The following is a 26,211-nucleotide window of genomic DNA, read 5'->3' as shown; positions in this document are numbered from 1 at the left end:
CCCGGAATCCGGCTACGTTTTAGCTACCACTACCGTCACATCATCCGACTGTTGTGCGGCACCCCGGAATGTAGTCAGCTCTGCAAACAGCTGGGACAAAATGGCCCGGGCTGATTCGGTATGGGTTTTAATCAGAAACTCATAGAGGCGTTCCTCGCCATACTCATCTTGCTTCTCGTCGAAAGCTTCCGTCACACCATCAGTATAAAGGCATAGCATGGCATTCTTAGGAACAGCTACGCTGAGGATTTCATAGTGATTGTCAGGTAGTACTCCAAGAACAATGTCGGCCTCGTCAAGATGAGGCATAAGTTGACCTTCGTGTACAATGGCCGGTGGATGGTGCCCCGCATTGACATAATCGAAACGATCAGCTTTTAGATCCAGAATGCCGAACAGGGCTGTTATGAACTGACCGGGTTTGTTGAATTGACACAGCAGCTTATTAAGATTGATGGCGAGCGCACTAAGATCGAGCGAATCCTGATTGCTCAGATGTGCGCGTTGAACAGCAATTGCATTGGACATAAAAAGTGCAGCGGGTACACCTTTGCCAACCACATCTCCAATTGACAGGAAGATACGATTCTCATCAAGGTTAACGATATCAAAGAAATCACCACCCACTTCTTTAGCCGGAACATTAGCCCCGAATAGTTTGGTATCGTCACTGAATGATTCTTCGTCTGGAAGAAAACTCTGCTGAATAGAGCTGGCAATCTCGAGTTCTTCACGAATTGCGGCTAGTCTTTTCTCCTCTTCATACAGTCGGGCACCTTCGATTACTTGCGAGCACTGAGTCCCGAGAATGCCCATAAAACGACCATCTTGGGGTGAGAAGCCAAGGTCACCGTTCTTGTTGAATGCGGCTAATACACCAATGAGACCGTTACGAGTTAGCAGGGGCGCAGCCAAAAGTGATTTTATCCCTAGTTTACCCAGGTCGACCTTGGGCAGAGGATTATCTTTGACCACATCGTTTACGATCAAAGGCCTCTTATTCTTAACCATCCAGCCTGTCAGATTCATGTTGAAATGAATAGGCATTTCCTGATCGTCTTTGGAAGAGCGCCTGACAAATGTTTTAAGCAAATCGGACTGCTGTTCATCTTGCAGCAGGAAGACAGCACCCTGACTGGCCCTGACATGTTTCAGGCTGCGATCAATCATGATTTCGGTGATTTTCTGCACCGACATGGCAGAACTGATTGCGGTAGCTATTTCGTTCAAGCTGGCCAGTTCTGCAACAACGGCTCGCAATCGTTCGACCTCGGTTGGCGACTGTTCAGGCATGCAGGTTCTTTTCCTTGCATAGTTGTGATTTGTGCTGTTGAATATAGCGAGAAATATATGTATATTCCAGATCAAATATATGGTCGGGACAGTTTTTTTTGTGAAGGCTTGTATTGCTAATGCTGAGCGCCGGGGACAAACTTGGTGAATATCGGATAGAGTCGCTCGTCGGACAGGGCGGGATCGGCACTGTCTATAAGGCTCGTGATCTGCGGGATGATTCCGTCGTGGCCCTTAAGGTCATAAACGAAGATCTTGCCGAATCAGCCGAATATCGCCAAACTCTCGCCAACGAACGAGAGGTGGCGTCCCGGATCGATTCACCCTACATAGTCAAAGTCCACGACTTCGTCGAAGTCAACGGTTCGTGCTTCATCGCGCAGGAATTCGTTGAAGGAAACGAGTTTCGTGAAGTATGTGGAGATTGGTCGTTTGAGCAGAAGGTTGATACTGCCCGTAAGCTCGCCGAGGGTATCTCCGCTGCCCATCTTAAGGCAGTTGTTCACCGCGATCTAAAGCCGGAGAATGTTCGCATCACGACCGAAGGTGACCCGAAAATCCTCGACTTCGGACTCGCAACAGTGGAACAAACGGACAGCGTCGATGCAGCTGGCGACGTAGAGGGCACTGTCCTGTATGCTTCCCCGGAGCAACTCTCGGGAGAGGTCGTTTCAGCGCGATCTGATCTGTTTAGCTTTGGAGTCATACTCTATGAACTGTTTGCGGGACGTCGACCATTCGAGGGAGCCTATTCCGCCAGTATCATGTACTCGATTCTGTACGAAGCCCCGGAAGGTCCCCAGGAAATCGATCCAACCCTTCCAGAATGGCTCTGCGACCTCATTGTCCACCTGCTACAGAAACTTCCAGATGAACGTCCCGAATCGGCCCATGAGATCGCGGAAGCGTTTCAGCGCAACCTGGGTGTCAGCGGTGCCGGTGATGTAGCAGTCGGAATATCTCGACGGCACCGCACGGTCACAGTCGTTGACCTGAAGAACCTATCTGGTGATGAATCATGGGACTACTTCTGTCTTGGTTTTACCGAAGAAATCATTGGCGAGCTGACAGCACGTACGGATTTGGTCATTTCCGCCCAGCCTTCCACCGCCATGCCCCGTAATATAGGGGAAGTGTTTAAGCGTTGTCGGTCCGATTTTGTAATAACCGGTTCACTTCTGAAATGGCAGGATCAAATACGTCTGTCACTGGGAGTATTCGGCGACCAGGGCGAAAACGTAGTCTCAAATCGCAAGTATGAGGGATCCGCCGAAGGGCTCTTTGGACTGCTGTCGGAGGCGGCGAACGAAGCTGCGAAAGCGCTGGCAGAAGCAACCGGCACCTCCACTACTACCACTGCGGAAGGCGTCACCCCAGACGTTTCGGCCTATGATTTCTATCTCAAGGGACATAGCTACTACCAGACGAACCGCCCGGACGATCTTAAATTCGCTGAAGATATGTTCCAACGTGCTCTGGAGATTGATCCCAACTTTGCTCTCGCTCATACCGGGCTCTCCGACGTGTACGCCTTTCAGTACATGGCCTACTATGAACGTACGCCGGAGCGAATTGCAGCCGCGTGTCAGGCATCTGATAAAGCCCTGCAGATCAATCCACAGCTTCCCGAGGGACATCGTTCGACTGGACGCTGCTGTATGTTCACCGGTGATATGAAAGCCGCCGAAGAGTCGTTCAAGAAGGCTGTTGAATTTAATCCCAAGTATGCCGTTGGCTACCGCACTCTTGCCTGGTTGAAATCCATGGAAGGTGATCTGGATGCCGCCCTAAAATGGGCTGGCAAGGCACTGCAATTGGCACCCACTGATCTCGAAACTCTGTTGTTAATAAGTTTGACTCACATGGATGCCCGCAAATTCACCCTGGCTCTTGCCACCCTACAGCGAGCCATCGAGCTGGGTCCCGATTACGGTCGCGCCTACTATCTCCTGGGAACAGTATACATGAGACTGGGTGTCCCTGATCTTGCGTTGGAGAACCTGCTGGAAGCCATTAAGTACCAAGGCGACCCGAACTGCTATAATGATGCCGGTTACATATATCTCATAAAGAATGACTGTGATTCCGCCCGAGTTCGGTTCAATGAATCAATCAAAGCTGGTCAGTTTGATTTTATCGCCTGGCACTATCTGGGAATGGTGGAACGGCATTGTGGCAACGAATCCGAGGCCAAGAACTGTTTTGAAAAATGTCTCGCCAGTATTGAAGGACAGGATCCGAGCGAAGAATGGAATGTTGATCTCCTGGCTTATAAAGCTCTGGCTATGGCATCAATGGGTAATTCAGAGATAGCAAGAGAATTGCTTGAAGAAGTAGCTTCTGCCGAAAAACACAGCGGCGAAGTACACTACTGCATGGCACGCTCCTACGCAATACTTGGTGACGAAACCCGCTCGCTGCAGTGTCTTGAGGAAGCCTACCAACACCACGATGGTCCGACCCCTAAAGAGGCTGCATTGGACCCACTCCTGAAGATCCATTGATCGATCTTAGACTAATAAGAGTATAGGAAATCATTCCCTCATACAAATAGCTGTCAATATGCGACGCTTATGGTTATGTTAGACCTATTAAAGTCATTATCGGACAATACTGTTACAGGAGTACATCATGAAGAAAGTACTATTGATAAACGCCCATCAGCGCTATGAAGGTTTTGCCGAAGGCAAACTCAACCAAACATTGATCGACACCATGAAAGCCGAACTCGAAGCAAAAGGGTGTGATGTAAAAACTACATTCATCGAAAAAGGCTATGACGTAAACGAAGAAATCGAAAAACACGTCTGGGCCGATCTTATTATCACACAATCTCCGGTCTACTGGTTCGGTACTCCATGGATTCACAAGAAATACATCGACGAAGTATTCACTACCAGTCTGGTTCAACAGAGTCTGCTGGTTGATGATGGCAGAACACGCAAAGACCCTGCCAGACAATATGGCACCGGCGGAAAAATGCAGGGTAAGAAACACATGCTTTCATTGACCTGGAATGCGCCGCAAGAAGCGTTCGGCAACAAAGATCAGATTCTGTTTGAAGGCAAATCCATCGATGAAATTTTTGTCGCCAATACGACGGTTTACAAGTTCTGTGGAGCAGAGATTGTGCCTTCTTTTTCCTGCTATAACGTATTGAAAGCCCCAGAGGTAGAAAACGATCTTAAGCGTCTCAAACAACACCTGAGCAACGAACTCTGATACAGAACTAGTTTGCCTGCCCGAAATAGTCGGCGTTCGGCAGACAAACATGTCTGCCGGGAACCCGACAGCTATTACCTGGTCGGGTGACATTCCAACAGAACCGGCACTCTACCTGCCGTAGGCGACAGGTGGTTGACAAACATTCCTTCCCAAAAAACCACTTGTGTCGTTTCAAGGTAATCGAGACACTTCGTATTGACGAAAGATAAAGAATTGGAGGTGAGCAAGTGTTTGGCAAGGTTATCTGCTGCAAAGAGAATAATGGGAAAATCATTACCCTCATCGGCGTATTCCTCGCCCTCCTTGTACTCCTTCTTGTTTTGTTTGAAAGCCATCCCAGAACACCAACGATAACTAAATGTCAGTTAACCGTATTTGAGAACGAATATGTTATAGTTCAAAAAGTGGGCGAAATCGAACAATTGGCAGTGGCTTATATAAAGGATGGCTCTGTTTATGCCACAGAAGATCACTACGTATACGAGAAGTCTCCTCAATCAGACACTTTCGAGTCATTAGGTCATTTCCACAAGAGTGATCCTGATATGATTGACCGAATAAAGGATTTCGTTGCTCGCTTGCGAATCTCACGTCATTATCGCAAAGCCTTTGGCGCAAACAACTATGTAGTACTGGAAAGCCAAACACTCCTGACCTTCTATGATCACGTTTATCGTTCAACTTATGATGACAGGACATTTCATCCGGTTTATAGTTTCAGCGAGACAGGCTCCTATGATCCTTTCAATAAGGGCGTTGCTGTAGACGCTGACGATAACGTGTATTTTGGGGAATACTACTGCAAAGAGCATTCTCATAAAATTAAAATACTCAAGGGTACCGAGGATGGGGCTAACTTTGGAGTGTACTATGAGTTCCCCGCAGGACAGATTTTTCACATTCACTCTATGAAATATGATCACTATCGAAATAGAGTGTTGATTTGTACCGGTGACGAGGATGATGAATGCAACTTAATGTACATCGATGAAGATACTCACAGCCCCGGTGTTCTCGGTGGTGGCGATCAAGGATGGAGAATCGTATCACTCATGATTACAGAGGACTTCCTTTACTGGTGTTCTGACAATGATAGAGATGGATCGCATATTTATAGATACAATGTCGGTACGGGAGAACGAGAGAGACTTGCAAGTGTTGGCAAACCGAGTTATTACTCAACACAGTTAGAAGACGGAACACTTGTATTTAGTACAACATATGAGCCAAGCTCAAGATACTCAAAACAGATGAACCCTGATGCAACGACTGATATCTGGATATCCAGAAGCGGCACAAACTGGTTCAAGGTTCTATCTATTACAGGAGATCCAGACGAATCACCATACGGTTTGACAAGACCACAGATAATTCTGCCATCAGGAGATGCCAGTTCCAGGCATCTTTTCTTAACGCCCATTCATACCCTGGACGGTAATTTTTGTCTGCAAGAATACACTATTGAATGGAAACAACAAAAACCAGACCGTAAAGTTGAACTGGACAAGCCCCCCTCTAAGCCATTAGAATAGATCACAGTGGTCGAACCGGTGAGAGTACGTTGTTAACAGACTGTCAAAGATGGACATCTCGGTCAATACAAGTGACATGGAAACACCATGAATGAGTTGGGTTATCTAAGAGATCTGGTCGTAATAATGGGACTCGGTGTCGCCATTGTTGCGATCTTCCATCGACTCAAGATTCCCACCATTGCAGGATTTATCGTAGCCGGTATGTTCGTGGGTCCCAAAGGGCTGGGCTTGGTCAATGATATACACCAGGTAGAAGTCCTCGCTGAAATTGGTGTCACTCTCCTGCTATTTGGAATTGGTCTGGAATTTCCTCTCGATAGACTTCGGCGTCTTTGGAAGCTTATCCTCATAGGCGGCTTTATCCAGGTAGGACTCACCATAGGGACTGCATTTCTGATTGCAAGATCATTGGGTCTTTCCTGGGAAGCATCGCTACTGACCGGGTTCATTGTAGCTGTATCCAGCACAGCGATTGTTCTCAAAGGACTGGAGCAACGCGGTGAGATTGATGCCCCTCACGGCCGTTTTACAATGGGTATTCTCATTTTCCAGGATTTATGCGTAGTCCCCATGATTATGATAATTCCACTCCTGGGTGACTCAGAGGGAATATCAACTGGAATGATAGCAACCTTGGCTCGATCGCTTGTGATAATCGCCGTCGTACTCGTGGCGGCCCGACTTGTAGTTCCAAAATTGATGGACATGGTCGCACGAACTCGGCAGCGGCATTTGTTTATCATGACCGTCTTGCTCGTCTGTATTGGAACAGCCTGGGTTTCGGCCAGCGCTGGAGTTTCTCTCGCACTTGGAGCCTTTCTGGCGGGGCTGATAGTAGGTGGGAGTGGATATCGGCATCAGGCGTTGGCAGATATTTTTTCATTCAGAGAAGTGTTCATTTCAATATTCTTTGTTTCCGTGGGGATGCTGTTGGATATGGCAGCTATAATCCCAAATATTGTTGGTATCGTTGTTCTGCTCGTAGGACTAATGGCAGGCAAGTTCCTGATCGTGTTCATTGCTGGACTGTCGATGCGTATGCCGGTGCGAGTAAGCGCAATGGCCGGTACAGCCCTCGCCCAGATCGGAGAGTTCTCGTTCGTTATGCTGGGTGTGGCTGGAACATACCAATTAATCGATCCAACCCACGCCAGCAATCTTATGGCTGCTGCAGTGTTTTCAATGCTTCTCACACCATTTGCTCTTTCTCTGGCACCTGCCCTGGCGGCTGGAGTAGGAAAGTTTCGAGTTCTCACTCGCCTATTGGATGTTACCACTGCCCAGGAAGCTTCTGAACGTTCTTCGGAAATGAAGAATCATATAATAATCGGAGGATATGGGCTTGCGGGACATGATTTGGCCAAAGCTCTAAGTGACTTCGATATCCCATACGTAATCGTCGATATGAACCCCGAAAATGTTCGCCTTGGACTCAAGAGGGGTGAACCGATCCTCTTTGGTGACATTACCAGCCCTGAAGTGCTGGGTTTCCTTGGTGCCTCGCAAGCTAAGACATTTGTGATTGTTGTGAACGATCAGAGCGCCATTGAGCAAGCGGTAAAAGCTGCCAGGAGTGTAAGGTCAGACCTGCATATTCTTGTGCGCACAAGGTATTTGCAGGATGTCCATCGACTATCGGAGGCTGGTGCGGCAGATGTGATTGTGGCGGAAGTCGTAACTGCCGCTGAAGTGGTTACAACAATTTTGAAGATGAATGGTATTGGAGATGAAGAAATCGAAAAACGTCATCTGATTTGAGAACATATTAGACATCATGAGACGTCAAAGTAATCGAACTTCCGGTTGCAACCGATACTAAAGCAATAGAACCAATTACTGGCAGGTAAACAGCGCTATGCGTTTTCTGATCACCGGCGGAGCCGGATTTATCGGGTCGAACATTGCCGAAGCTCTCGTAGCCAACGGCGACGATGTACGGATACTGGACAACTTCTCCTCCGGGCATGAGGAAAACTTAGCCGGGTTGGAGGGCAAGATCGAAGTCATCGAGGGAGATATCCGCGACTATTGGACCGTGCTCAATGCGGTCGATGGCAGGGACTACGTTCTTCACCAGGCCGCATTGCCGTCGGTCCCGCGTTCGATCAAAAATCCGCTAACCTCCAACGAAGTGAATATCAACGGTACACTCAATGTTCTTGAAGCTGCCCGTCAGGCTGGCGTCAAGAAGTTCGTGATGGCATCATCTTCGTCCGTCTATGGTGAATCGGAAGAACTGCCCAAGCACGAAGGACTGCGCCCTAGTCCGCTCTCTCCATACGCTGTCACCAAGCTTACCGCCGAATACTACCTGAATGTCTACTGGGAGTTGTATGGTTTTCCGACAGTGGCACTGCGCTATTTCAATATCTTTGGCCCTCGTCAGGACCCGGGTAGCGAGTATGCCGCCGTAATCCCCAAGTTTATCATTGCTCTGGCTGAGAATACCCCCCCGACAGTTTATGGCGATGGCGAGCAATCGCGTGATTTTACATACATCGACAACTGTGTCCAGGCCAATATCCTCGCCGCTACCGATGATCGCATCCGCGGCGATCAGTTCAATGTTGCCTGTGGTGGCCAATTCACACTCAATCAATTGCTCGATCAATTACGCAACATTATAGGCACTCAGACAAAGGCCAACTACGAAGAGACACGCCAGGGAGACATCAAGCACTCGTTTGCTACTATCGATAAATTGGGCAAATTTGGCTATAATCCAACGGTCGGTTTTGAGGAAGGACTACGCCGCACGGTACAGTTTTTCCGCGAGGTGAAAGCCTAGCAATAACCGGAGAGTAATAGGTCAGGTTGCTCGCAACCTGAAAAAGGGGCTAATGATCAATCTAACACAAACAATAACAGGGGGTTACATTTGCGAAATACATACACTTTTTGGTTGCTTTTATAACGAATCAATCTTACGTTTCTGTCCGTAATGAAGGGAGAAATGTGGGATGGCTATTCTGGAAGACTGTAGAACAGCGCCCTCGAAAGATGATTATTAAAGATTGTTAAGCACATAGTTTGAGTAATGTCGAGGATGTCTTTTATCCTTGACACTGTTCGGGTCGGTTTTTATTTTATTGACCACTTATGGGAGATATTACCGTATAGTAACTTAGCTATGCGATAAGGGTTTAGAAGTTGCTCGCATGAGACGATAAGAGTGTTAAGATAAAATAGTGTGTAAGTTTTGAACAGAATAGAAAACATAGATAGCAAAATGCAAAAAATGAAGGAGGTAACTGAGACAACTCGAAGGGAGGGCGTTGCCCCCGAGACTATCAGGATGCTCTCGAAAAATGATCGCGTTCGACGTAGTTTGAAAGAGAGCAAGTGAATCAGAAAATGAAATTCAAGAAACTAACAAGTTTTACAAGGAGAGTTTAGGCATGATGCGAAACTCGAAACTCCTGATGATGCTGGCCCTGATGATCGGCGTTGTAGGATTCGCCTTTGTCGGTTGTGATGACACAACTGTCGAAGACAACCCCATTGCTGACAAGGTAGTCGGCTCAATTGAAGGTGTCGTTCTCGCCAATGCGGGAGCATGCAGCGACGGTGCTGTTGGCGCCAACGTCTGGGTTCACTGGATGAGTGACGAAGTACGCGACAGCGTAGTCACCGACGCGAGAGGATATTTCCTCATCGAAGGTCCTCTGCCCTCAGGCGACTACACTCTGACTTTTGTTTATGTAGGAACCGAAGTTGCGAGTGCCTCCGATCGTGAGATCGGCGGACAGGCTCTGCAGTATGAGACATACGCGACTACATTCTACGTTGCCACCATTCCTACCCTCGACCAGCTCAAGGGTGACATTGATGTCAACCCGTCCGGTAATTATTACTACCGTTTCACCACTGGTGAAGACGGACCGGACGTCAATCTGTATGAGGAAGACCTTACTGTCACGGGTCAGCTCTTCTCGGCTCTTCCCGAGTACGAAGGAGACGTAGCCCCGAAGGATAACAATCCCGGTCAGGCTCTTGATGCCATCTCGCCAATTGGCAATGTCCAGGTCATTCTGTCATATCCGGCCACTCTTCCTTTTGCGCCGGTTACTTTCAGTACCTTTACTAATGCAGAAGGTATCTATACTTTCACGGACATGCCAGTGTATGACGGTGAAGTTGGCCTGACGATTCCAGCATTTGCTTATGGCGATTCGTCGTACGCTATGTTTGATACGACGATTGACCTGATGTGCGACGTTGCCCTGACAGTGCCGGACATCTACGGCATTGTTGATTGCCGGAGCGTCCCGACCATCTTGTTCCGGAACTTTACGTCGGCCCAGGAGTTCCACTACGACTCCAATATGACCATCTGGTTCTCAGAGCCGATGGATACCTCGACGTTTGAGTTTGAGCTTATGGCCGATGGCTCCCCGGTTACGGTCAGTTACACCTGGAGCACAAACGACTCCACGCTGACTATCGATCCATGGCAGACTCTGTCAACCTGGTACGAATACGTTGTGGAAATCGACCAGGCTCAGTCTGTGTCTGGTTGCCAGTTAGGCAACGAGTTCACATATCTGCCTTTCCGTACCATGGACGGTATCCGACTGCTGGCTACCAATGTTGAAACAGCTCCGGGTTGGTTCAATGATTTCCAGATTGAAGACCCGATTACGCTGACTTTCAACATGCAGCCGGTTCTTGATCAGGTTTATGGAACTCTGACCTTGACTGATATCACGGTCGATCCTGATTACCCGGTCGCTTTTGCTTCCGCGGTAGACGGAAATGTTCTAACGATTACCCCGGTTGATGATCTTGAGATGAGCCACGACTATAAAGTCTGCTACGGTGTCTTCTCAGACATAACCGGTGACTACGATGAAGGTTGCATCGAATTCGCAACTGAAATCGATCCCAACGAACCAGCGGCCGTTACAGGCTGGTCCCTTGCTGAGGGTACTGGCTGGCGGTGTGACTGGAACACCAAGACGATCAAGTTCCGTTGGAACAAGGTCGACCGGGCCAAAGGTTATCATGTCTATGCCTATGATAATGCCAATGAGCGCCCGAACACTGACTGGGTGCTGATTGCAACCGTCGCCCCTGCGGATTATCTACAATACCAGGAAGAGGATATAACACTTCCGGTGCAGTTTGACCGCTATGAGAATGACGGTATTCAGACGCCATTTACCGATAGCACCCATGTCTGGTTCATGATTCGCGCCTTCAACGATGCCGGTGACGGAGAGAACTCGGCTTCGCTTGAATTCTCGGATACCACGCCTCCAGGCGCCGGTAATGCCGATGACGGCGGTAACAACACCATTACATTCAGCCAGACCTATGGCAGTGGTGACAATACAGTCGGCACTGACGAAGATACTGTCTGGATTTCGTTGGATGCACAGGTTGAGTACATGGATCGCACTGGCCCTATCTGGGACTTCATTGAAGCCGGTGGCGACGAGAGCTATGTGCTTCCAGAAGCCAATGGTTCCTGGGACTGGCGCAACGATAGTCGCGCCAACGCCGATCTTGTTGACGTAGACGCCACTGGCGCCTTCTTCACCGTTCCGGCTGGCGTTTGTGCCGCTGGTGACTCCCTGACGTTGACCTTCGAGGACAACTCGGGTAACGACACTACTATCACATTGAACTTGAATTATGTACAGCCGTACTTCACGTACACAGCTCCTGTAGTGCTTGATACGGTTGAAGCTCCGGATCACACGGTCAGCTTTACTATCACTCAGACTGCTGCCGGTATCCCGACGATTGGCCTGGTTGACTACTGGCTGACTCTGGATGACGGTGCGGTCCTGATTGATACTATTGAGGACTTCAGGAACGGTAATGGTTCCGAGACGGCTCCTCTTGAGGACTTCTGGATGTCTGACAATCTGGCTCGCGTCGGATTGCAGGATGCCAATGGTGGTGTTGTCTGGTGGAGTGACTACTTCATGGTCGCTGGTATCCAGTTCACCAACCTTGATGCTATTCATGACTATGATGATACCACCTTCGTCTATGACCAGTTGGGCACAGACTCGACTACTATTCCGATGGTTTGGACCTCGGTTGGTATCGAGAGTCTTGATGTCTACTATACTGATGGTGACAGTCTTGAGCCAGACTGGTCTGATTTTGGAGCGGATGGTATCTATCTCGCAACGATCGAAAACACCGGTTCGTACGACTATCATGCGCCAAGTCTGGATGCTGACTATCGTACCTGGCTGGCGTTGGTCGATGCTGATACCGACGTTAATCCTGCCGCTGGTGACTCGCGTCCTGGCGCCATGACCGAAACAGGTATTGATATTACTTACGATTTCATCACGGTTACTGCTCCTGCCGTAGGCGCTACGCTTGCCGGTGGTGCTGACTATGATGTCGTATGGACAGTGGGTGCCGGCTCTGCCGATGCCGTACTGGTATTTGACTACCTTACAGCTATCGATGTTGCAGCCGATCCGGATGACACTACCTGGTCGCCATGTACTATGTCTTCGTATCTTAACGATGGTACGGAAGCATGGGCGGTACCGGATACTACGCCGATGGCCGCGACTCGGTTGAGAGTCACTAATACTGAAGGTGACTCGCTCTTCATGACGGCTATCTTCTCCATTACCGGTCTATCCGTTACGACTCCTGCTGCTGACGACGAGTGGCTGGTTGGCACCGTCCAGAACATTACCTGGGCTTGTGACGATCCTGGCGATGTCGGTGATGTCCGCATCTGGTGGTCAAACTCTGGCTTCACCGATGATGACTCGACCGAAATCTCCGGTGGTGCAACTGCCAATGACGGAACCTATCCCTGGACAGTAGATTCACCTCCGTCGGCGACTACTCAGATTCGTATCTGGGGTGTTGACCAGGCAGTGTATGCTACTTCCGATGACTTCACCGTAGGCGGTGTAACTGTTACCGCTCCTAATGGTGGTGATGTTTGGACCGTTGGTGCTTCTGCTACAATCACTTGGGACAATGTTGGTACCATTGATGAAGTCGATATCGCTTACACCTTCAATGATGGTGGTAACTGGATTGATATCGCACTTGCAGAGACCAACGACGGTTCCTATACCTGGGAAGAAGTCGGTAACATTACCTCTGACGAACTGGCTATGGTTCGTATCAGACAGGCTGGAACTCTGTTTGGCGTAGATGCCAGTAATGCGCTGTTTGATATTGCCGGTATCATAGTCTCCACCCCAGCCATTGGTGCTGAGTGGAAGAATGGTACTGCCAACAACATCTCGTGGACTGAAATTTCAGCCACAGGTATTACGAATCCGTTGAAGATCGAGTACTCACTCGATGGCTCCGACGGTACGTACTTCCCGGTCCCTGGAGCTGCCAGTGTTGCTCTTGGTTCAAGTCCATTTGCATGGACATTGAATGCAAAAACAGATCCTAATCTCGCGGCATCAGTCACAGCCTGGATTAAGATCTCTGAGATTGGTACGGGAACAGTTTGGGATAATAACCCAGGTGCTTTCACAATCTCGAACGCTGATCCTGTTGTGACCTGTCCTGCTAACCGAAATACAGTGGCTGACGACGATGCTTGGGCTGTTACTTATGCGGATGCTGATGGCGGCCTTCTGCCGACAGTCTCGTATGCTTGGGATATTGTCAATGGCACCCCGACCGGTGTAATAACCGGTGTCGATGACGGCGCGGGAACAGTGGACTTCGCCTATACCTATGATGCCGCTGATAACGGAACGGTATACACTCTCATTGTTTATGCTGACGATGGTCTTAATGACACGGCAGCTACCCGGGACGTAATGACCCTGACGGTCTCCGACGCTACAGTAACAGCGCCTAACACTGGTGCTGAAACATGGGCCAATGGCACAACTCATGCCATCACCTGGACCGTAGCCGGTACTATTTCCAATACACTGTTGCTTGAGTACTCACTCGACGGTGTTGGTGGTACTTACTTCACAGTTCCTGGTGGCGGCGCTGTAGCAGCGGCTGGCGGAACATTCAACTGGGTTATGAATGCGTTCACAGATGCTAACTTGGCGGTTTCCTCAAACTGCTGGGTTAGAATAACAGAGAACGTTACCACTACTGTGCTTGACGTCAGTGATGCGGCGTTTGACGTCACAAACGCTGCTCCTGTGTGTCCTGCTTATGCGGATCAGGTAACGGCTTCTGCTTCTGACCTTGCTTGGTCTACAGCTGCTGTAACTGATGCCGATGGTGTAAGCGCCACGCTTCCTAACCAATCATGGGCTTGGAATGGTGCAACGCCAACAGGTGCATTCAGTGGTACGGTCCAGGCTGATGGAACCATTGATTTCAGCTACACCTATAATGGTGCTGACGATGGAGTCGTATTCACCTTGGATATCATTGCTGATGATGGTATCGGTACTGACACTGATGATTTGACTCTTACTGTCACTCCGTAAGTGACTGCAAGTACACGTTACTGATTACCCACACCGGGGACTGGTTATCCAGTCCCCGGTTTCTTTATGCATGTAATGGTAGGTAGCCCCCAAGCTCGGTAGGGCAGGAGCCCTGTGCTCCTGCCAAATATTATAGTCTTGTAGGGTGGAACCCTCTTAGCGGTTCCGCCATCTCGAATTGGCAGTCATGTAGGTCAAGCTGCCTGTCGGCTTGGCATGGATCTGACCGTCAAGAGGCCTGCTGCTTGACCTACTAAACGTCAGCCAGGCCGGTTGGCCCCATGAGAGCGGCGAATGCTCGCAGGATCTTCTCGTTGTAGGCGCCTTGCATTGCAAACATAGTCCTGAGCGCCGGGAAGGTATCGATAGCGCCCTGGTAGACACGCACGGTGGTCATTGCATCGAAAGTGTCGCAGATAGCCACTATTTGGGAGTAGAAGTGCATTTCGCTAAGCTTAAGACCATTGGGATAACCTTGGCCTTCCCCGCGCTCGTGGTGCTGCAGGACGGGGTAGTGACTGGTGGGGGCAAGGTGGTCTGACTCGGCGAGAAGATCTGTTCCCCATTGAGGGTGCTTTTTCATAATCTCAAATTCGGTGTTGTTGAGCGGCGCTCGCTTGTGCAGGATTCGGTCCGGGACTTTTGATTTACCAATGTCGTGCAGGAGAGCTCCAACCCCCAGCTGATTGAGAGATTGCTCGTCCTTACACCCGAGTTGCTGGGCCAGCGCCACCGAGAAAGTGCAGACATTCACAGAATGCGTGTAGGTGTAATAGTCAAATGATGAGATAGCCATGAGGTTCAGGAAGGCATCACGCCCCTGCAAAATGTATCCGACGGTACTTGTAACAAGTTCACTGGAGCGCTGGATATTCTCACCATAGGTCGGATTCTCCAGAACATCCTGTACCAGGTTGGTAGAAGCGTCGTAGAGGATATTGGCTTTTTTCTCTTCTCTTACGCTCGGATCAGTCAGAATCTTTGGCAGGTTGCACTCAATATAGCGTTGGTAGCGTGCCCGGTTCGTATTGGTGATAAACAACCGTTCGACTTTGTTATCCATCAGGCTCTGTCGGGTTCGATCCGTAAACGGCAAATCGGCCGAACGATAGAGAATCTGTTGCGTATCAACCTCAATATAAAGGTCGAAGTCGAGAATCGAGTCCACTCGTAACGAGTCTAGCAAGATGGGAATATACTCTACTTTGGTTGTTCTGTCAGTCGTAAGAGTTGTCATGTTTCCCAATTTCGTACCTGTTTGGTCCATCTTGTCCCCAGGACAGCAAACCGTATATCAAAGCTATACTTTGATTATCGACAGATATCTGGGAAGCTTAAAAAGAAACCACCCTCCGACCCGATTGGTCGAAGGGTGTAGCAGGAGGTGTGAAGCAGGATATTGGGCGCCGTTAGGCACCATAATTCTTGATTGTGACAAGTACGGAATTCAGCGACGTGGTTATGTCGCTGAGGATTGTAGAATAGCGTTTGAGTAGTTCGGAGTACTGCCACCGCATCTGGAACGCCTTCTCCGGGAAATCAAACTTTTCCAGCAGGGTATTCTTGTAGGTCTCATCGATGTACTTGATAACATAGTATGGGTAATCCGGCACGTTGGGATCTTCCACTTCACCCTTGCTGATCCGGTCCCGATAGACCTCGATCTTTTCCAGCATGACGGTGCCAAAACACCAGGGGGACATGATAATGCCCAGGTTGGCGCCATCGGTGTAAAACCGGATTATTGTCCTCATCAGAAGGTCGATCACAACTCCACGAGCCCGGTAGTATGAGAGTGTCTCTACTTTGTCCGACGTGATTGTAAAGAGTTTCTCATTGATACTGGAGCGCTCGGCCCGAGCATTGGCATACGTTTTTTCCAAAAAAGCGTAGTAGTCTTCGAAGTACACTTTTGTGTTCTCCGAAAGAGACATTATAAAATATCCCTTGTCATCCTTACGAACCTTAGGCTCGTTAGCCACCTTCAGGCGTTCCGAAGAAAAACCGCGATGATATCGTCCGTCTAACATGCTGCCTCCTGAACTGCTTGTCTTCTGAAAGGCAGTTATGCAGAGGCTGTGCCGGAATCTGTGAACGCTGGCAGACCAACTCTCACAGGATCGTAAGTTGCAATAAGGCAGATGGTTGGCCTGCGGGAAAGTGTCAGCGACTATGCTCGACGAGGGAATCTGACATAGCGCAAAGATTTGCGATAGCGACAGATAGGATCAGAATTATGAAGTTGGTTGCAGACAAACATAGACTCTGGACCTGTTCAATCTCTGCCCAATCTGCGGCGGACCTCAGATACTCGGAGCATAGAAGAAAAGTATCGCGCTGTGCAATGGCAGACTCCCGGCTGGATTCGGATACGATCAGCCGCTCCTCTTTCCTATTGCAAAAAGACTCCCAATATCTATATTATTAGTAAGGAGGGTTTGTTATGACTTCTATCGAAGCCATTATCAATCGTCAGTTCCTTCTCTGGGAACAGTTAAAATCGGAGCCTCGCAAGGAAGAGGTACCGACAACACTTCCACCGCAGATCATCACCGTGTCTCGGCAGACCGGCTCGCGCGGATCATATTTTGCCTCGAAGCTGGCTCACAAGTTGGATTGCCAGCGTATTCACCGCGAGATCATAGATGCCATCTGCTCCTCGTCCGGCTATCGCAAACGTATTATTGAATCGCTGGATGAGCGTTATCGCACCGTTCTTGATACGTTGGTCACCGCTCTATTGACCGGGCAGGCTGTCGATCACGGCGATTACTACCGTCATCTTTGTCAGGTCGTACTTTCAATGGCGGAACTGGGCGGCATAGTACTGGTTGGCCGAGGGGGGGGATTTATCCTCGGTCCCAGGCGTGGTTTTCACATCCGTGTCGTCTGTCCTCGTCAGGAGCGCATCGACAACCTTGTGTCCTACAAGAATGTCTCTGCCACTGAAGCCGAGGAAAGTGTCGAGCGATCGGACGCTCAACGTCGGGAGTACATAAGCAAGCTGTTTGGAGCCAATATTGATGACCCCAGCTGGTACGACCTGGTCTTCAACACGGCGTACCTTGATGTCGAGGAGATGGTGGGAGTCGCGATTAAAGCCTTTGACGGCAAGATGAACAAGCTGGCACGACTCGAAAGGGAAGGCCGCTGAGAATCCTGCTCAGGCTTGACTGGTCCGGTCCACCAGCCAGGATTGAACTCTGACTTTGATCTGATCCCGAATACGCCGGAAGGTGTCCATAACTTCATCCTCTGATCCGACGGCACTGTGGGGATCCTCTAAGGACCAATGGAGACGTGTCCCACCACCGGAAAACATGGGGCAGTTCTTCTGAGCATTGTCACAAACAGTTATGACGTAGTCAAATGATTGGTTGAGATACTCCGTCAACGAATCTGACGTGTGTCTGGAAATGTCGATTCCTGTCTCTTGCATGACTCTGACAGCCAACGGGTTCACTCCTCCCGGCGAAATTCCTGCCGACTTAACAACTATGTTCTGACCTCCGTAGTGACGGAAAAAACCCTCTGCCATTTGTGAACGACATGAGTTTCCGGTACAGATGACAATTACTCTGATCGTACTACTTCCTTCCTGTTGTGGTCTCTTCCAGGTCACCCATCAACATCACTTTCGCAGATGCCGCCAGGACTCCATCATCCTCGAAATTGCTGGCAACACTAAAATAGTTCATATCAATATCAGCATAATATTGGACGTGAATGAATATAACTTCAGTGCCGTAGATGCCGACCAATCCGGTCGGATTCTACTTGATCAACAGCATCTTGCGTGTTTGGGTTTGCCCGTCGGTTGTCAGACGATAGAAATAGACACCGGTCGCCACCGGCTGTCCGCCATCGTTGTCACCGTACCAGGTTACTACGTGTTTGATCCCAGCCTCATAATGTCTATTGATCAGAGTGCGTACTTTCTGCCCCAGCACATTGTAGATAGAGAGTGATACAAAGGCTGGTCGGGGCAGATCAAACTCGATGAGTGTACCAGTATTGAACGGATTGGGATAATTGGCGTGGAGTCTGAACTTATCTGGTAATGTGATGGCCGAATCAATTGTCAGAGACATAGTTGCAATATCGGTCAGCAGCGGATCGGTGCTGAATATGGCCGTCACTGTGAATTCCCATTTCCCGAGCTGGATGCAGCTATCTAGAGTGATAATGCCGGTGCTGTTGTCAAACTCAAATCTTTCCGGCAGGGAATCGGCAGTTAAGGTGAAACTACAATTGCCAACACCGACTGTCGTGTAGATAGTATCATTATATGACGAATCAGCGACTCCATGGCTGAGGGTAATAGTGGGATCGTGGGAATTGCCTCGGGTAACAATCACGTCTTCTATCCATTCGATCTGTCGATCCTCGTGAAGAACCCATTGATCGGGATCGAGAACTACAAACTCGATGGAATCAGCCACTCTGACTGTGAACCAGTTGTCAATGCTGTCTACATCGAATCTAAATACGTCGCTGTCCCCATTTGCATAGTGGAACACAAAATCAACCGGCATCTCAAATCGCTGGCGCCCTTTCTCGTCCATCTGATGAACATATAATTGTGCCAGTAGATCGCTGGAGGAACCACTCGGTCGGTCAGGCACATAGATATAGGACCATTCGTATACCGGATAGCCTTTGTCGTAGATCCATTGTTGGAAAAAGGTCTCAAGATCCACACCGGTGGCGTTGTCGAAGACATCTCGCATGTCATCGGTGTTTGCGGAGCCCCATTTGAACTTGGAGTTGTAGTAGGCATCAACACCGATCCAGAACAGACTGTCACCCAGCTTGTGACGCAACATATGCAACACCCAGGCACCCTTATCATAGACGAGCGGTTCGTAGAACACATCCCAGATAATATCGGTAGTGTCTTCGACGTATACACTGCGAGTGGTGTCAGTGCACCTAATCGTATCCATAAGGGCATGATAGCCGTATGCTCCGCCGGTTACTTCCCGCCAGAGAGCTTCTGAATACTTCGCCCAGCCTTCATTGAGCCAACTGTGATGCCATGACTCACACGTAATCATGTTCCCCCACCACTGGTGAGCCAGTTCGTGCACGACCACAAGCGTGTCCCATTCAAGAGCCATTTTCCATGGGAAGGAACTGATCGTCTGATGTTCTATGGCATATCCTGCTTGAGTGTTGACGTGACCATATTTCTCATCGGCAAAGGGGTACAATCCAAACCAACTGGACATCGAATCAAGCAATTCCGGGATGACGGACCAGGTAACAGCGATATCTCCAAGTGATGCCCAGGTATAGAAGAAAACTGGCATCGTATCGAGGCCGTTGTTGTATATCCAGCGATCCTCCCAGTTCTTGTTGTAATCAGAGATCGCCAGTGCAAACAGATAGGTCGCCATGGGGTGCGATTCAGTATAGAAATAAGTACTTGATGTATCGCCATGAGCAACGACAGAATCGCGACGACCGTTGGAAACGCAGATAAACTCCCGATCTTCGTCGGTAGGAATCTGCACAGCTATCTTAAACGAGTCAGCTTTGTCATCCATACGGTCCTTGCACGGCCACCAGCTTCGGGCACTTGACGGCTGTGATAGGCTGCTGATACATGGGCGAGAAGCGGTTCTATCCTTATGCTGCTCGAAATCAAAACCCAAAAGGCCACATTCACTCGGTTGTCCCTCATAGACTGTTGTTATTTCTATTGTGTCACCGATGTTTCGGGATGCTCCCAACGCGAACAGAACCACCTCACCATCGCGTTTTATCCCGAGTCGGCCAGCAGGCGAGTAAACCGAGTCAATGAACATATCAGCTGCCAGATCAATTGCGATAGTATCTGTATTGTTGGACGTAATCAGAGCCAGACATGTAACCCGACCCAGAATATAATCTGGGTCTGCCTTGGCGAGCTTGATGTAGATGTCGTACATGAGAACATCATAGTTTGTCTGGTCAACATCATCCGGTCTTTCACCACAAGCCAAAGGATAGCCACTGTTGCCATAAGCGGCCTGAAGAAGTTGGTCTTTCACGGCAGACGAATCAGGAGTTTCCCATGCCTTCTCACCCAGTAAACCAAACACAGCTCCGTTAGAATCTGAGACCAGCGTAAGAACAACCATCAGGGTCAGGATAAATCCCCAAACTGTAACTCGATTAGTTAAAGATTTCGAGATTCTGTTCATTTGCATCTGTCCGAATTCTGCCATCTGTTTAGCAATACATTTCCCCAAAATAAAATGCACTTGCGAGAATAACCCTCTGTTTCCGCAATGTACCAGAAACCCCCAATTTGTCAAGACGTTAGGCGATTTAGAGCCGTTGCGCAAAGGAAATTGTATGTTTCCTGCACACTTAACTCTAGAAATGGTGACGTTGCCCTGAGCTTCAGCTTCCGTCGGCTCTTCCTTTTTATCTTTTACACACTTCTAAAAACATTACCAACACTCCGAGCACAGCGGAAACCACTTGCAATCAGGGCAATTTTCCGTATCTTATGTATGTTAGAAAAGGCTGATCGCCGCCCCCTAGTCTCCGTACGAGAAACTTCACACAATGGAGAAAGTTCTGAACTCAATAGGTTCATCAAAATGAGAAGACACCAACGATCTTGGCGAGAGAACAAGATATGATCAGAACTGTTCTATACACTGTTGTCCTTGTGTCATGCCTGACAGGAGGTCTTCTGGGTAGTGGCTGGCCAGTGCAACCGGATAGTTCTGTTCACAAAGTGTCGGCTCTCTTCGGAACTTATCTCGAAAATCCCGGCAACCCCCCCTTTATGCACAGCGGTATCGATATCGAGGTACCATTTGGGACACCGGTGTATGCCATTAAGTCCGGATATGTTAAAACTGTGATGACTCGCCCCCCCGGTGAAATGGGCTATAGTATGTGGCGAGTTTTCATTGGTGATTCCGCTGGAACAATTCCATGTGAAGCTATCATGTATGCCCACCTTGTAGAGTCATCCATTCCGTATTTTGTCCCGGATCAATGGGTTGAGGAGGGTGAACTTATTGGCCTCGTTGTCAATTGGTCCAATCCGGATATTATCATACACTTACACATGTCTATTGTCCGCTACCAGGGTACCTGGCAAGATTGGGCAGATGGTTGGGATTACTGGGTCTACAGTGGTAATCCCCTGGACATGATTGATATCATTGATGATTCTGATCTACCTTACTTTGACAATGCACTTGGTGACCAGTTGTTTGCTTTTTGTGACAATAACGGTAGTACCTATTTCTCAGAGGAAGGTACAATTTCCGGCGAAGTCGACATAGTCTGTGCTGCTTATGATGCTTACCACTCTTACCATTGGAAGAATATTCCTTATATGATTGAATACAAGATAGAGGGTGACTCATCGATTCCCTGGACAGTATCAACATATTTCACTGAGCCCACTGGCACGTATACTGAGATGTCCGACTACGTTTCTGTCATTTACCAGGATGACGCCGTATGTAACACCTCTTTCGGAAGTGAGCAATTCTTCTACTTCAATCTCACCAATACCAATAGCGACACCGTTGTAGAGCAAAGCGATACAAACTTCTGCTGGCAGACAACCTATTTTCACGATGGCAATTACACGGTTTTTGCCAGAGCAACTGACAAAGGCGGCAATTCGATCGTCGATTCGATGATTGTGACATTGGACAATCACCTTGAGCTTTCCGGAGTAGTGAGCTTTGGCGACGGTAATCCATATGATGTTTCTGCTTATATTTCGGTCGAACCGGATGGAGCTTATGATACCACAGACATTGATGGTAACTTTCTTTTGTCAAACGTTGGTGGGGGAACACAGACTATCATCTTTAGCCGGGCTGGATATGAAACAGTTGATACCGTCTTGATGATGATTCAGAATCGAAACCTTAATGTTACCATGAACCCAGCATCTTATGCATGCGGTAACATCGACAACGAGACCGGCTCAGGCGGACCTGTTGATATTGCTGATCTCACATATCTTGTCAATTATCTCTTCATTGCCGGTTCAGAACCGCCGATACAGGCAGCAGCCAACGTAGATGGCATAATAGGGTCTGGTGGTCCGATAGACATTGCCGATCTGACGTACTTTGTGGCCTATCTATTCCTTGGCGGCCCGGAATCGGTATGTGACGGGAGATAAGTTTAGTGATTACTCGGAGACGATACCGACGATTGAGAAAGCTCTGGCACAAAGAACGGATTCAAGTATTTTTAGTCAAAGATGGACATATCAATCACGATTTCCTGGCATATCTGCTTGAAATCTCAGGTTGAGGAGTTAACAGTCACTTATAGAGAGAGGTTTTCAAAATGAGGCTACTTCCTGTCTTAGTTCTTGTGTTGATCTGCTTGATAACCGCCCAAGCCCCTCACGCCGAATTGGCTTCCAAAACAGAATCAGACCGTGTGTGTGCAAATTGGCTGACTCAAGTAGTTCATGACCTCGACTCGTGGGCAGGATCCGACCAGCCCCAAATCGAGAACACTTGGGAACTCAAGGCAGGAAATCAACTCCTGGCCCGCTGTTATGATATCAGTCCAAACGGATTCGTCGTAGTGCCGGAATTGAAAGCTCTTCCCCCGATCAAAGCGTACTCAGGAGAGTCGCGACTGGATGATAGTCAGCGCGACGGGTTTTTAGCATTTCTTACAGAGTCGCTGGAAGAAAAAGTCCGTCTGTTTGAACTTCTTCACGGCTCTCTCGATGCCCACTCTGGTACCGCCAAATCTGTTGAATCGGAATGGCAGAGACTGACTCTGCCCCCGGAAGAATTTGCCGTCGTTCTGGCGCAAAAGGATCGTTCCGAGACTCAACAGGCGGGTCCTCTGCTGACGAGCAGCTGGCATCAACGTGGACCGTACAATGACCTTTGCCCAATGGGCCAGGGTAGTCGCTGTGTAGTGGGATGCGTTGCTACCGCCACAGCTCAGATAATCAATTACTGGCAATGGCCCGACAGCGGCATCGGCAGTCATTCATACGACTGGAGCGGAGACCGGTGCGACCCTGGATATAATGCTCAGACCCTCAGCGCCGATTTCTCGGACCCGTACGACTGGGATAATATGATCGACAGTTGTGACGAAGGTTGCTCCTCCGCGAGTGAGGCTGCTCTGGCCGAGCTTAACTACGAAGTTGGTGTAGCTTTCAACATGAGTTATGGTTCCTGCGGTTCCGGAGCATCCACAGCCCGTGCCCTCGAAGTGTTTCCACAGTTCTTCAAGTATAGCCACAATATCGAGAAGGCTGACCGTGACACTATTGATCTGGCTGGATGGTTTGACATCATGCGAGCCGAGATCGATGCCGGTCGGGTCGGACAGTACCGTATCAGGTCGCACTCGATTGTCATGGATGGTTATCGCGAGATTGGCGGCCAATACCAATACCACATGAACTACGGCTGGGGCAATGGCTTCAATGCCTGGTACACGCTCGACAGCTTGTATTGCTATTGGGTTCTGCCGGATTCCGTATGCCCGGCCAACGAGGAGTTCATAGTCACTAATATCGAACCGGAAACCGAACCGTACCTTAGATACTATATGTGTGCTATCGCAGAAATAGGAGGGGATGGTGACGGTCATGCCGACGCCGATGAAGATATCTCATTGACGATAACGATCGGCAACGACGGAGCTCCGACATCTGGGATCACCGGCAATTTGACATCTCTCGATCCGTATGTATCCGTCGTATCTGGGACAACTGATTATGACGACAATGTAGCCTGGACACAACAGACGACTGGTCTGACTCCGTTCGTAGTGCACGTAGACCCCTCCTGTCCCGATCCCCATGTAGCCCTTCTGGAGCACCTGGTTACATGTGATGGCGGCAGCATGGATAGGGACACTATTCAATTGTTCGTGGGTGATACTGAAGGTTTCACCGATCAGATGGAAGCCGGTCAGGGAGATTGGCGTCACTACCCCACGTCTGAGGCGTATTACGACGAATGGCACATGGAAACGTTCAAATACAACAGTGAGAGTACTTCTTGGAAAGTAGGCGGGCTGGGCGCTGATGTTCATACCGACAACCTTAATGCCGCCCTGGTGACTCCTCCACTGCTACTTCCCTTGAATGCAAGACTAACGTTTTGGCACTGGATTGACGCAGAAATTGAATCAGCATCAACTGCCTACGATGGAGCCACAGTGTGGATAGGCACTAGCGATGGCCAATGGACTCAGCTTATCCCGGATGGCGGCTACACTCACACATTTGTCTCAAGCAGCCTGCCACCGGGGGCCGGATGTTTCTCAGGAACATTCGACTGGCGACAAGAAGAGGTGACTCTGTCAAGCTACAGTGGAGTGGCACAAATCATGTTTCTGTTCTACTCCGATGGTGCTGTTCACCAGGAGGGCTGGTACGTCGATGACGTGGAGATCACATACGGTGGCTGCTGCGACAACGATGGAAAACGCGGAAATGTTGACGCCATTATCGGAGAAGGGGAATATATTAACGTAGCTGATCTTACTTACCTGGTGTCATACCTGTTCACTGGTGGCCACGAACCACCATGTATGGATGAAGGCAATGTTGATGGTCTTGACAATTCGGGTAGTCTAATCAATATAGCCGACCTGACCTACCTTGTCGCGTATCTGTTTACTGGTGGACCCACACCACCAACGTGTCCATAGCGCATATAGAAAAATATTGATACCGCGAAAACGGCCACCCTTGCAACGGAGTGGCCGTTTTCTTGCGTCGTATCGAGAACTCACTCAGGTTCGGGTTACACACCTGATGGTCCTTCATCGCTCGACATCACAGATATTCAACCTCTTCTTTTTCGCGCAGGAAGATCATACCTAACATAACACACCAGACAGGTACGAGTATTAAGGCAAAGGGCGACAGGATCACTGTTACTTGCAACACCCCCGATATCATTGTAACCCAGGCGAAAGCTTTCATCAGGTCGCTCATCTTGTCCTTCAATTGCAGTAGTTTCGACGCCAGCAATATATCAATCACGCCGCCGGTGGTCATGGCGGTGATGAAGAAGAGAAGCATGACAATCAGGGCTGGAATCTCCGCGACTGGCCACAGGAGAAAGAGGGACAATTCCAATGTGAACCCCACGATAGCAAAAAGTGCTTGCCATATGATAGCGACGATTAAAATCGTGTTAGCCGCGTGGAATTCGTAGCGCTCCTTGAGTAGCTTGCGGAACATGTAGATCGTATAGACTGCCAGGGCCACAAAGATCAATGACAATACATCACTGAAGCCAAATATGGGGCCATCCCAACCCAGGACCTTCTTCCCAATAATCGACTCGATAATGCCAAGCACAATAGACAATGGGAGAATGGCTGCCATTGACATCGATAGCCATCCAGCCAGTGTGTATCGGTTCTTATTCATATGCTATGCCTCCTCGATTTAGTATCTGGGATGAGATATCCCATAACAATATCACTCCTCGTCCGGTACGTACTCTAAAATATCACCTGCTTCGCACTCAAGCTCACGACAAATTGAATTCAATGATTTAAAACGCAGGCCCTTCAGCTTACCTGTCTTAAACAACGATAATGCCGTCAGTGAAAGACCGACTCGGCCCGACAGCTTGGTAAGCGACATCTTTCTCTTCGCCAGCATTACGTCCAGATTTATCCGTATAGCCATATACTGGTTCTACGGAAGTAATTTTAAATGGTTACAATAATGTTTTAAATATTACTTAAAATACATTAAATAACAATTAAGTCTG

16 protein-coding genes are annotated in these 26,211 nt (G+C 48.9%); 9 read left to right on the top strand and 7 right to left on the bottom strand.

The features are described 5' to 3' along the window. Positions 1-12 precede the first annotated feature (12 nt). Positions 13-1,293, bottom strand: coding sequence for a SpoIIE family protein phosphatase (locus KOO62_04885; GenBank protein ID MBU8933324.1), 1,281 nt, complete (start codon positions 1,291-1,293; stop codon positions 13-15). Positions 1,294-1,406: 113 nt separating this feature from the next. On the opposite strand from KOO62_04885, the gene KOO62_04880 reads away from it, so the two are divergent. From KOO62_04880 to KOO62_04855, 6 genes are all read left to right on the top strand, one after another. Then, on the top strand, positions 1,407-3,797 hold the full coding sequence (locus KOO62_04880; protein MBU8933323.1) for a protein kinase: 2,391 nt from the start codon (positions 1,407-1,409) through the stop codon (positions 3,795-3,797). Between the two features lie 127 nt (positions 3,798-3,924). Continuing rightward, complete coding sequence (locus tag KOO62_04875; protein MBU8933322.1) at positions 3,925-4,515, top strand: NAD(P)H-dependent oxidoreductase; 591 nt, start codon at positions 3,925-3,927, stop codon at positions 4,513-4,515. 230 nt (positions 4,516-4,745) lie between these two features. Further along, positions 4,746-6,050, top strand: coding sequence for a hypothetical protein (locus KOO62_04870; GenBank protein MBU8933321.1), 1,305 nt, complete (start codon positions 4,746-4,748; stop codon positions 6,048-6,050). Positions 6,051-6,137: 87 nt separating this feature from the next. Then, the gene (locus KOO62_04865; protein MBU8933320.1) at positions 6,138-7,811 is read left to right on the top strand and encodes a cation:proton antiporter; all 1,674 of its coding nucleotides are present in this window, start codon (positions 6,138-6,140) and stop codon (positions 7,809-7,811) included. A gap of 97 nt (positions 7,812-7,908) precedes the next feature. Beyond that, positions 7,909-8,841 carry an SDR family oxidoreductase gene (locus KOO62_04860; protein MBU8933319.1) on the top strand — a complete coding sequence of 311 codons (933 nt, stop codon included), beginning with the start codon at positions 7,909-7,911 and terminating at the stop codon, positions 8,839-8,841. Positions 8,842-9,451: 610 nt separating this feature from the next. Beyond that, positions 9,452-14,464 carry an Ig-like domain-containing protein gene (locus KOO62_04855; protein MBU8933318.1) on the top strand — a complete coding sequence of 1,671 codons (5,013 nt, stop codon included), beginning with the start codon at positions 9,452-9,454 and terminating at the stop codon, positions 14,462-14,464. Positions 14,465-14,717: 253 nt separating this feature from the next. On the opposite strand, the gene KOO62_04850 is transcribed toward KOO62_04855, so the two are convergent. Both KOO62_04850 and KOO62_04845 read right to left on the bottom strand, forming a co-directional pair. Next, on the bottom strand, positions 14,718-15,650 hold the full coding sequence (locus KOO62_04850) for an HD domain-containing protein (GenBank protein MBU8933317.1): 933 nt from the start codon (positions 15,648-15,650) through the stop codon (positions 14,718-14,720). Positions 15,651-15,873: 223 nt separating this feature from the next. Then, a complete protein-coding gene (locus tag KOO62_04845; GenBank protein ID MBU8933316.1) occupies positions 15,874-16,494 on the bottom strand; it encodes a hypothetical protein in 621 nt (206 codons plus the stop codon). Between the two features lie 413 nt (positions 16,495-16,907). Here KOO62_04845 and KOO62_04840 point away from each other — a divergent pair, with 413 nt between their 5' ends. Further along, a complete protein-coding gene (locus KOO62_04840) occupies positions 16,908-17,618 on the top strand; it encodes a cytidylate kinase-like family protein (protein MBU8933315.1) in 711 nt (236 codons plus the stop codon). Between the two features lie 9 nt (positions 17,619-17,627). On the opposite strand, the gene KOO62_04835 is transcribed toward KOO62_04840, so the two are convergent. Next, positions 17,628-18,002 carry an arsenate reductase ArsC gene (locus tag KOO62_04835; GenBank protein MBU8933314.1) on the bottom strand — a complete coding sequence of 125 codons (375 nt, stop codon included), beginning with the start codon at positions 18,000-18,002 and terminating at the stop codon, positions 17,628-17,630. Positions 18,003-18,237: 235 nt separating this feature from the next. Continuing rightward, a complete protein-coding gene (locus KOO62_04830) occupies positions 18,238-20,652 on the bottom strand; it encodes a T9SS type A sorting domain-containing protein (protein MBU8933313.1) in 2,415 nt (804 codons plus the stop codon). 443 nt (positions 20,653-21,095) lie between these two features. On the opposite strand from KOO62_04830, the gene KOO62_04825 reads away from it, so the two are divergent. Together KOO62_04825 and KOO62_04820 are read left to right on the top strand one after the other, a co-directional pair. Next, on the top strand, positions 21,096-22,616 hold the full coding sequence (locus KOO62_04825) for a peptidoglycan DD-metalloendopeptidase family protein (GenBank protein MBU8933312.1): 1,521 nt from the start codon (positions 21,096-21,098) through the stop codon (positions 22,614-22,616). A 170-nt stretch (positions 22,617-22,786) separates the two neighbouring features. Then, positions 22,787-25,132, top strand: a complete 2,346-nt coding sequence (locus tag KOO62_04820; GenBank protein ID MBU8933311.1) for a C10 family peptidase — start codon at positions 22,787-22,789, stop codon at positions 25,130-25,132. 127 nt (positions 25,133-25,259) lie between these two features. Here KOO62_04820 and KOO62_04815 read toward each other — a convergent pair whose 3' ends face one another. Together KOO62_04815 and KOO62_04810 are read right to left on the bottom strand one after the other, a co-directional pair. After that, on the bottom strand, positions 25,260-25,862 hold the full coding sequence (locus KOO62_04815; protein ID MBU8933310.1) for a hypothetical protein: 603 nt from the start codon (positions 25,860-25,862) through the stop codon (positions 25,260-25,262). A 51-nt stretch (positions 25,863-25,913) separates the two neighbouring features. After that, positions 25,914-26,126 (bottom strand): helix-turn-helix transcriptional regulator, encoded by a 213-nt coding sequence (locus KOO62_04810; protein MBU8933309.1) that lies wholly within the window; start codon positions 26,124-26,126, stop codon positions 25,914-25,916. Positions 26,127-26,211: the final 85 nt, after the last annotated feature.

The organism is Candidatus Zixiibacteriota bacterium (genome assembly GCA_019038695.1).
GTDB lineage: Bacteria > Zixibacteria > MSB-5A5 > GN15 > FEB-12 > B120-G9.
Note: the sequence above shows the minus strand (reverse complement) of the source record. Positions and strands in the feature narration are given on the sequence as shown.

Bases quoted from the DNA above. Each gene is read 5' to 3' on its own strand.
- KOO62_04885 (MBU8933324.1), bottom strand. From the start codon at position 1,293: ATGCCTGAACAGTCGCCAACCGAGGTCGAACGATTGCGAGCCGTTGTT.
- KOO62_04875 (MBU8933322.1), top strand. From the start codon at position 3,925: ATGAAGAAAGTACTATTGATAAACGCCCATCAGCGCTATGAAGGTTTT.
- KOO62_04865 (MBU8933320.1), top strand. From the start codon at position 6,138: ATGAATGAGTTGGGTTATCTAAGAGATCTGGTCGTAATAATGGGACTC.
- KOO62_04860 (MBU8933319.1), top strand. From the start codon at position 7,909: ATGCGTTTTCTGATCACCGGCGGAGCCGGATTTATCGGGTCGAACATT.
- KOO62_04855 (MBU8933318.1), top strand. From the start codon at position 9,452: ATGATGCGAAACTCGAAACTCCTGATGATGCTGGCCCTGATGATCGGC.
- KOO62_04845 (MBU8933316.1), bottom strand. From the start codon at position 16,494: ATGTTAGACGGACGATATCATCGCGGTTTTTCTTCGGAACGCCTGAAG.
- KOO62_04840 (MBU8933315.1), top strand. From the start codon at position 16,908: ATGACTTCTATCGAAGCCATTATCAATCGTCAGTTCCTTCTCTGGGAA.
- KOO62_04835 (MBU8933314.1), bottom strand. From the start codon at position 18,002: ATGGCAGAGGGTTTTTTCCGTCACTACGGAGGTCAGAACATAGTTGTT.
- KOO62_04830 (MBU8933313.1), bottom strand. From the start codon at position 20,652: ATGAACAGAATCTCGAAATCTTTAACTAATCGAGTTACAGTTTGGGGA.
- KOO62_04825 (MBU8933312.1), top strand. From the start codon at position 21,096: ATGATCAGAACTGTTCTATACACTGTTGTCCTTGTGTCATGCCTGACA.
- KOO62_04820 (MBU8933311.1), top strand. From the start codon at position 22,787: ATGAGGCTACTTCCTGTCTTAGTTCTTGTGTTGATCTGCTTGATAACC.
- KOO62_04815 (MBU8933310.1), bottom strand. From the start codon at position 25,862: ATGAATAAGAACCGATACACACTGGCTGGATGGCTATCGATGTCAATG.
- KOO62_04810 (MBU8933309.1), bottom strand. From the start codon at position 26,126: ATGGCTATACGGATAAATCTGGACGTAATGCTGGCGAAGAGAAAGATG.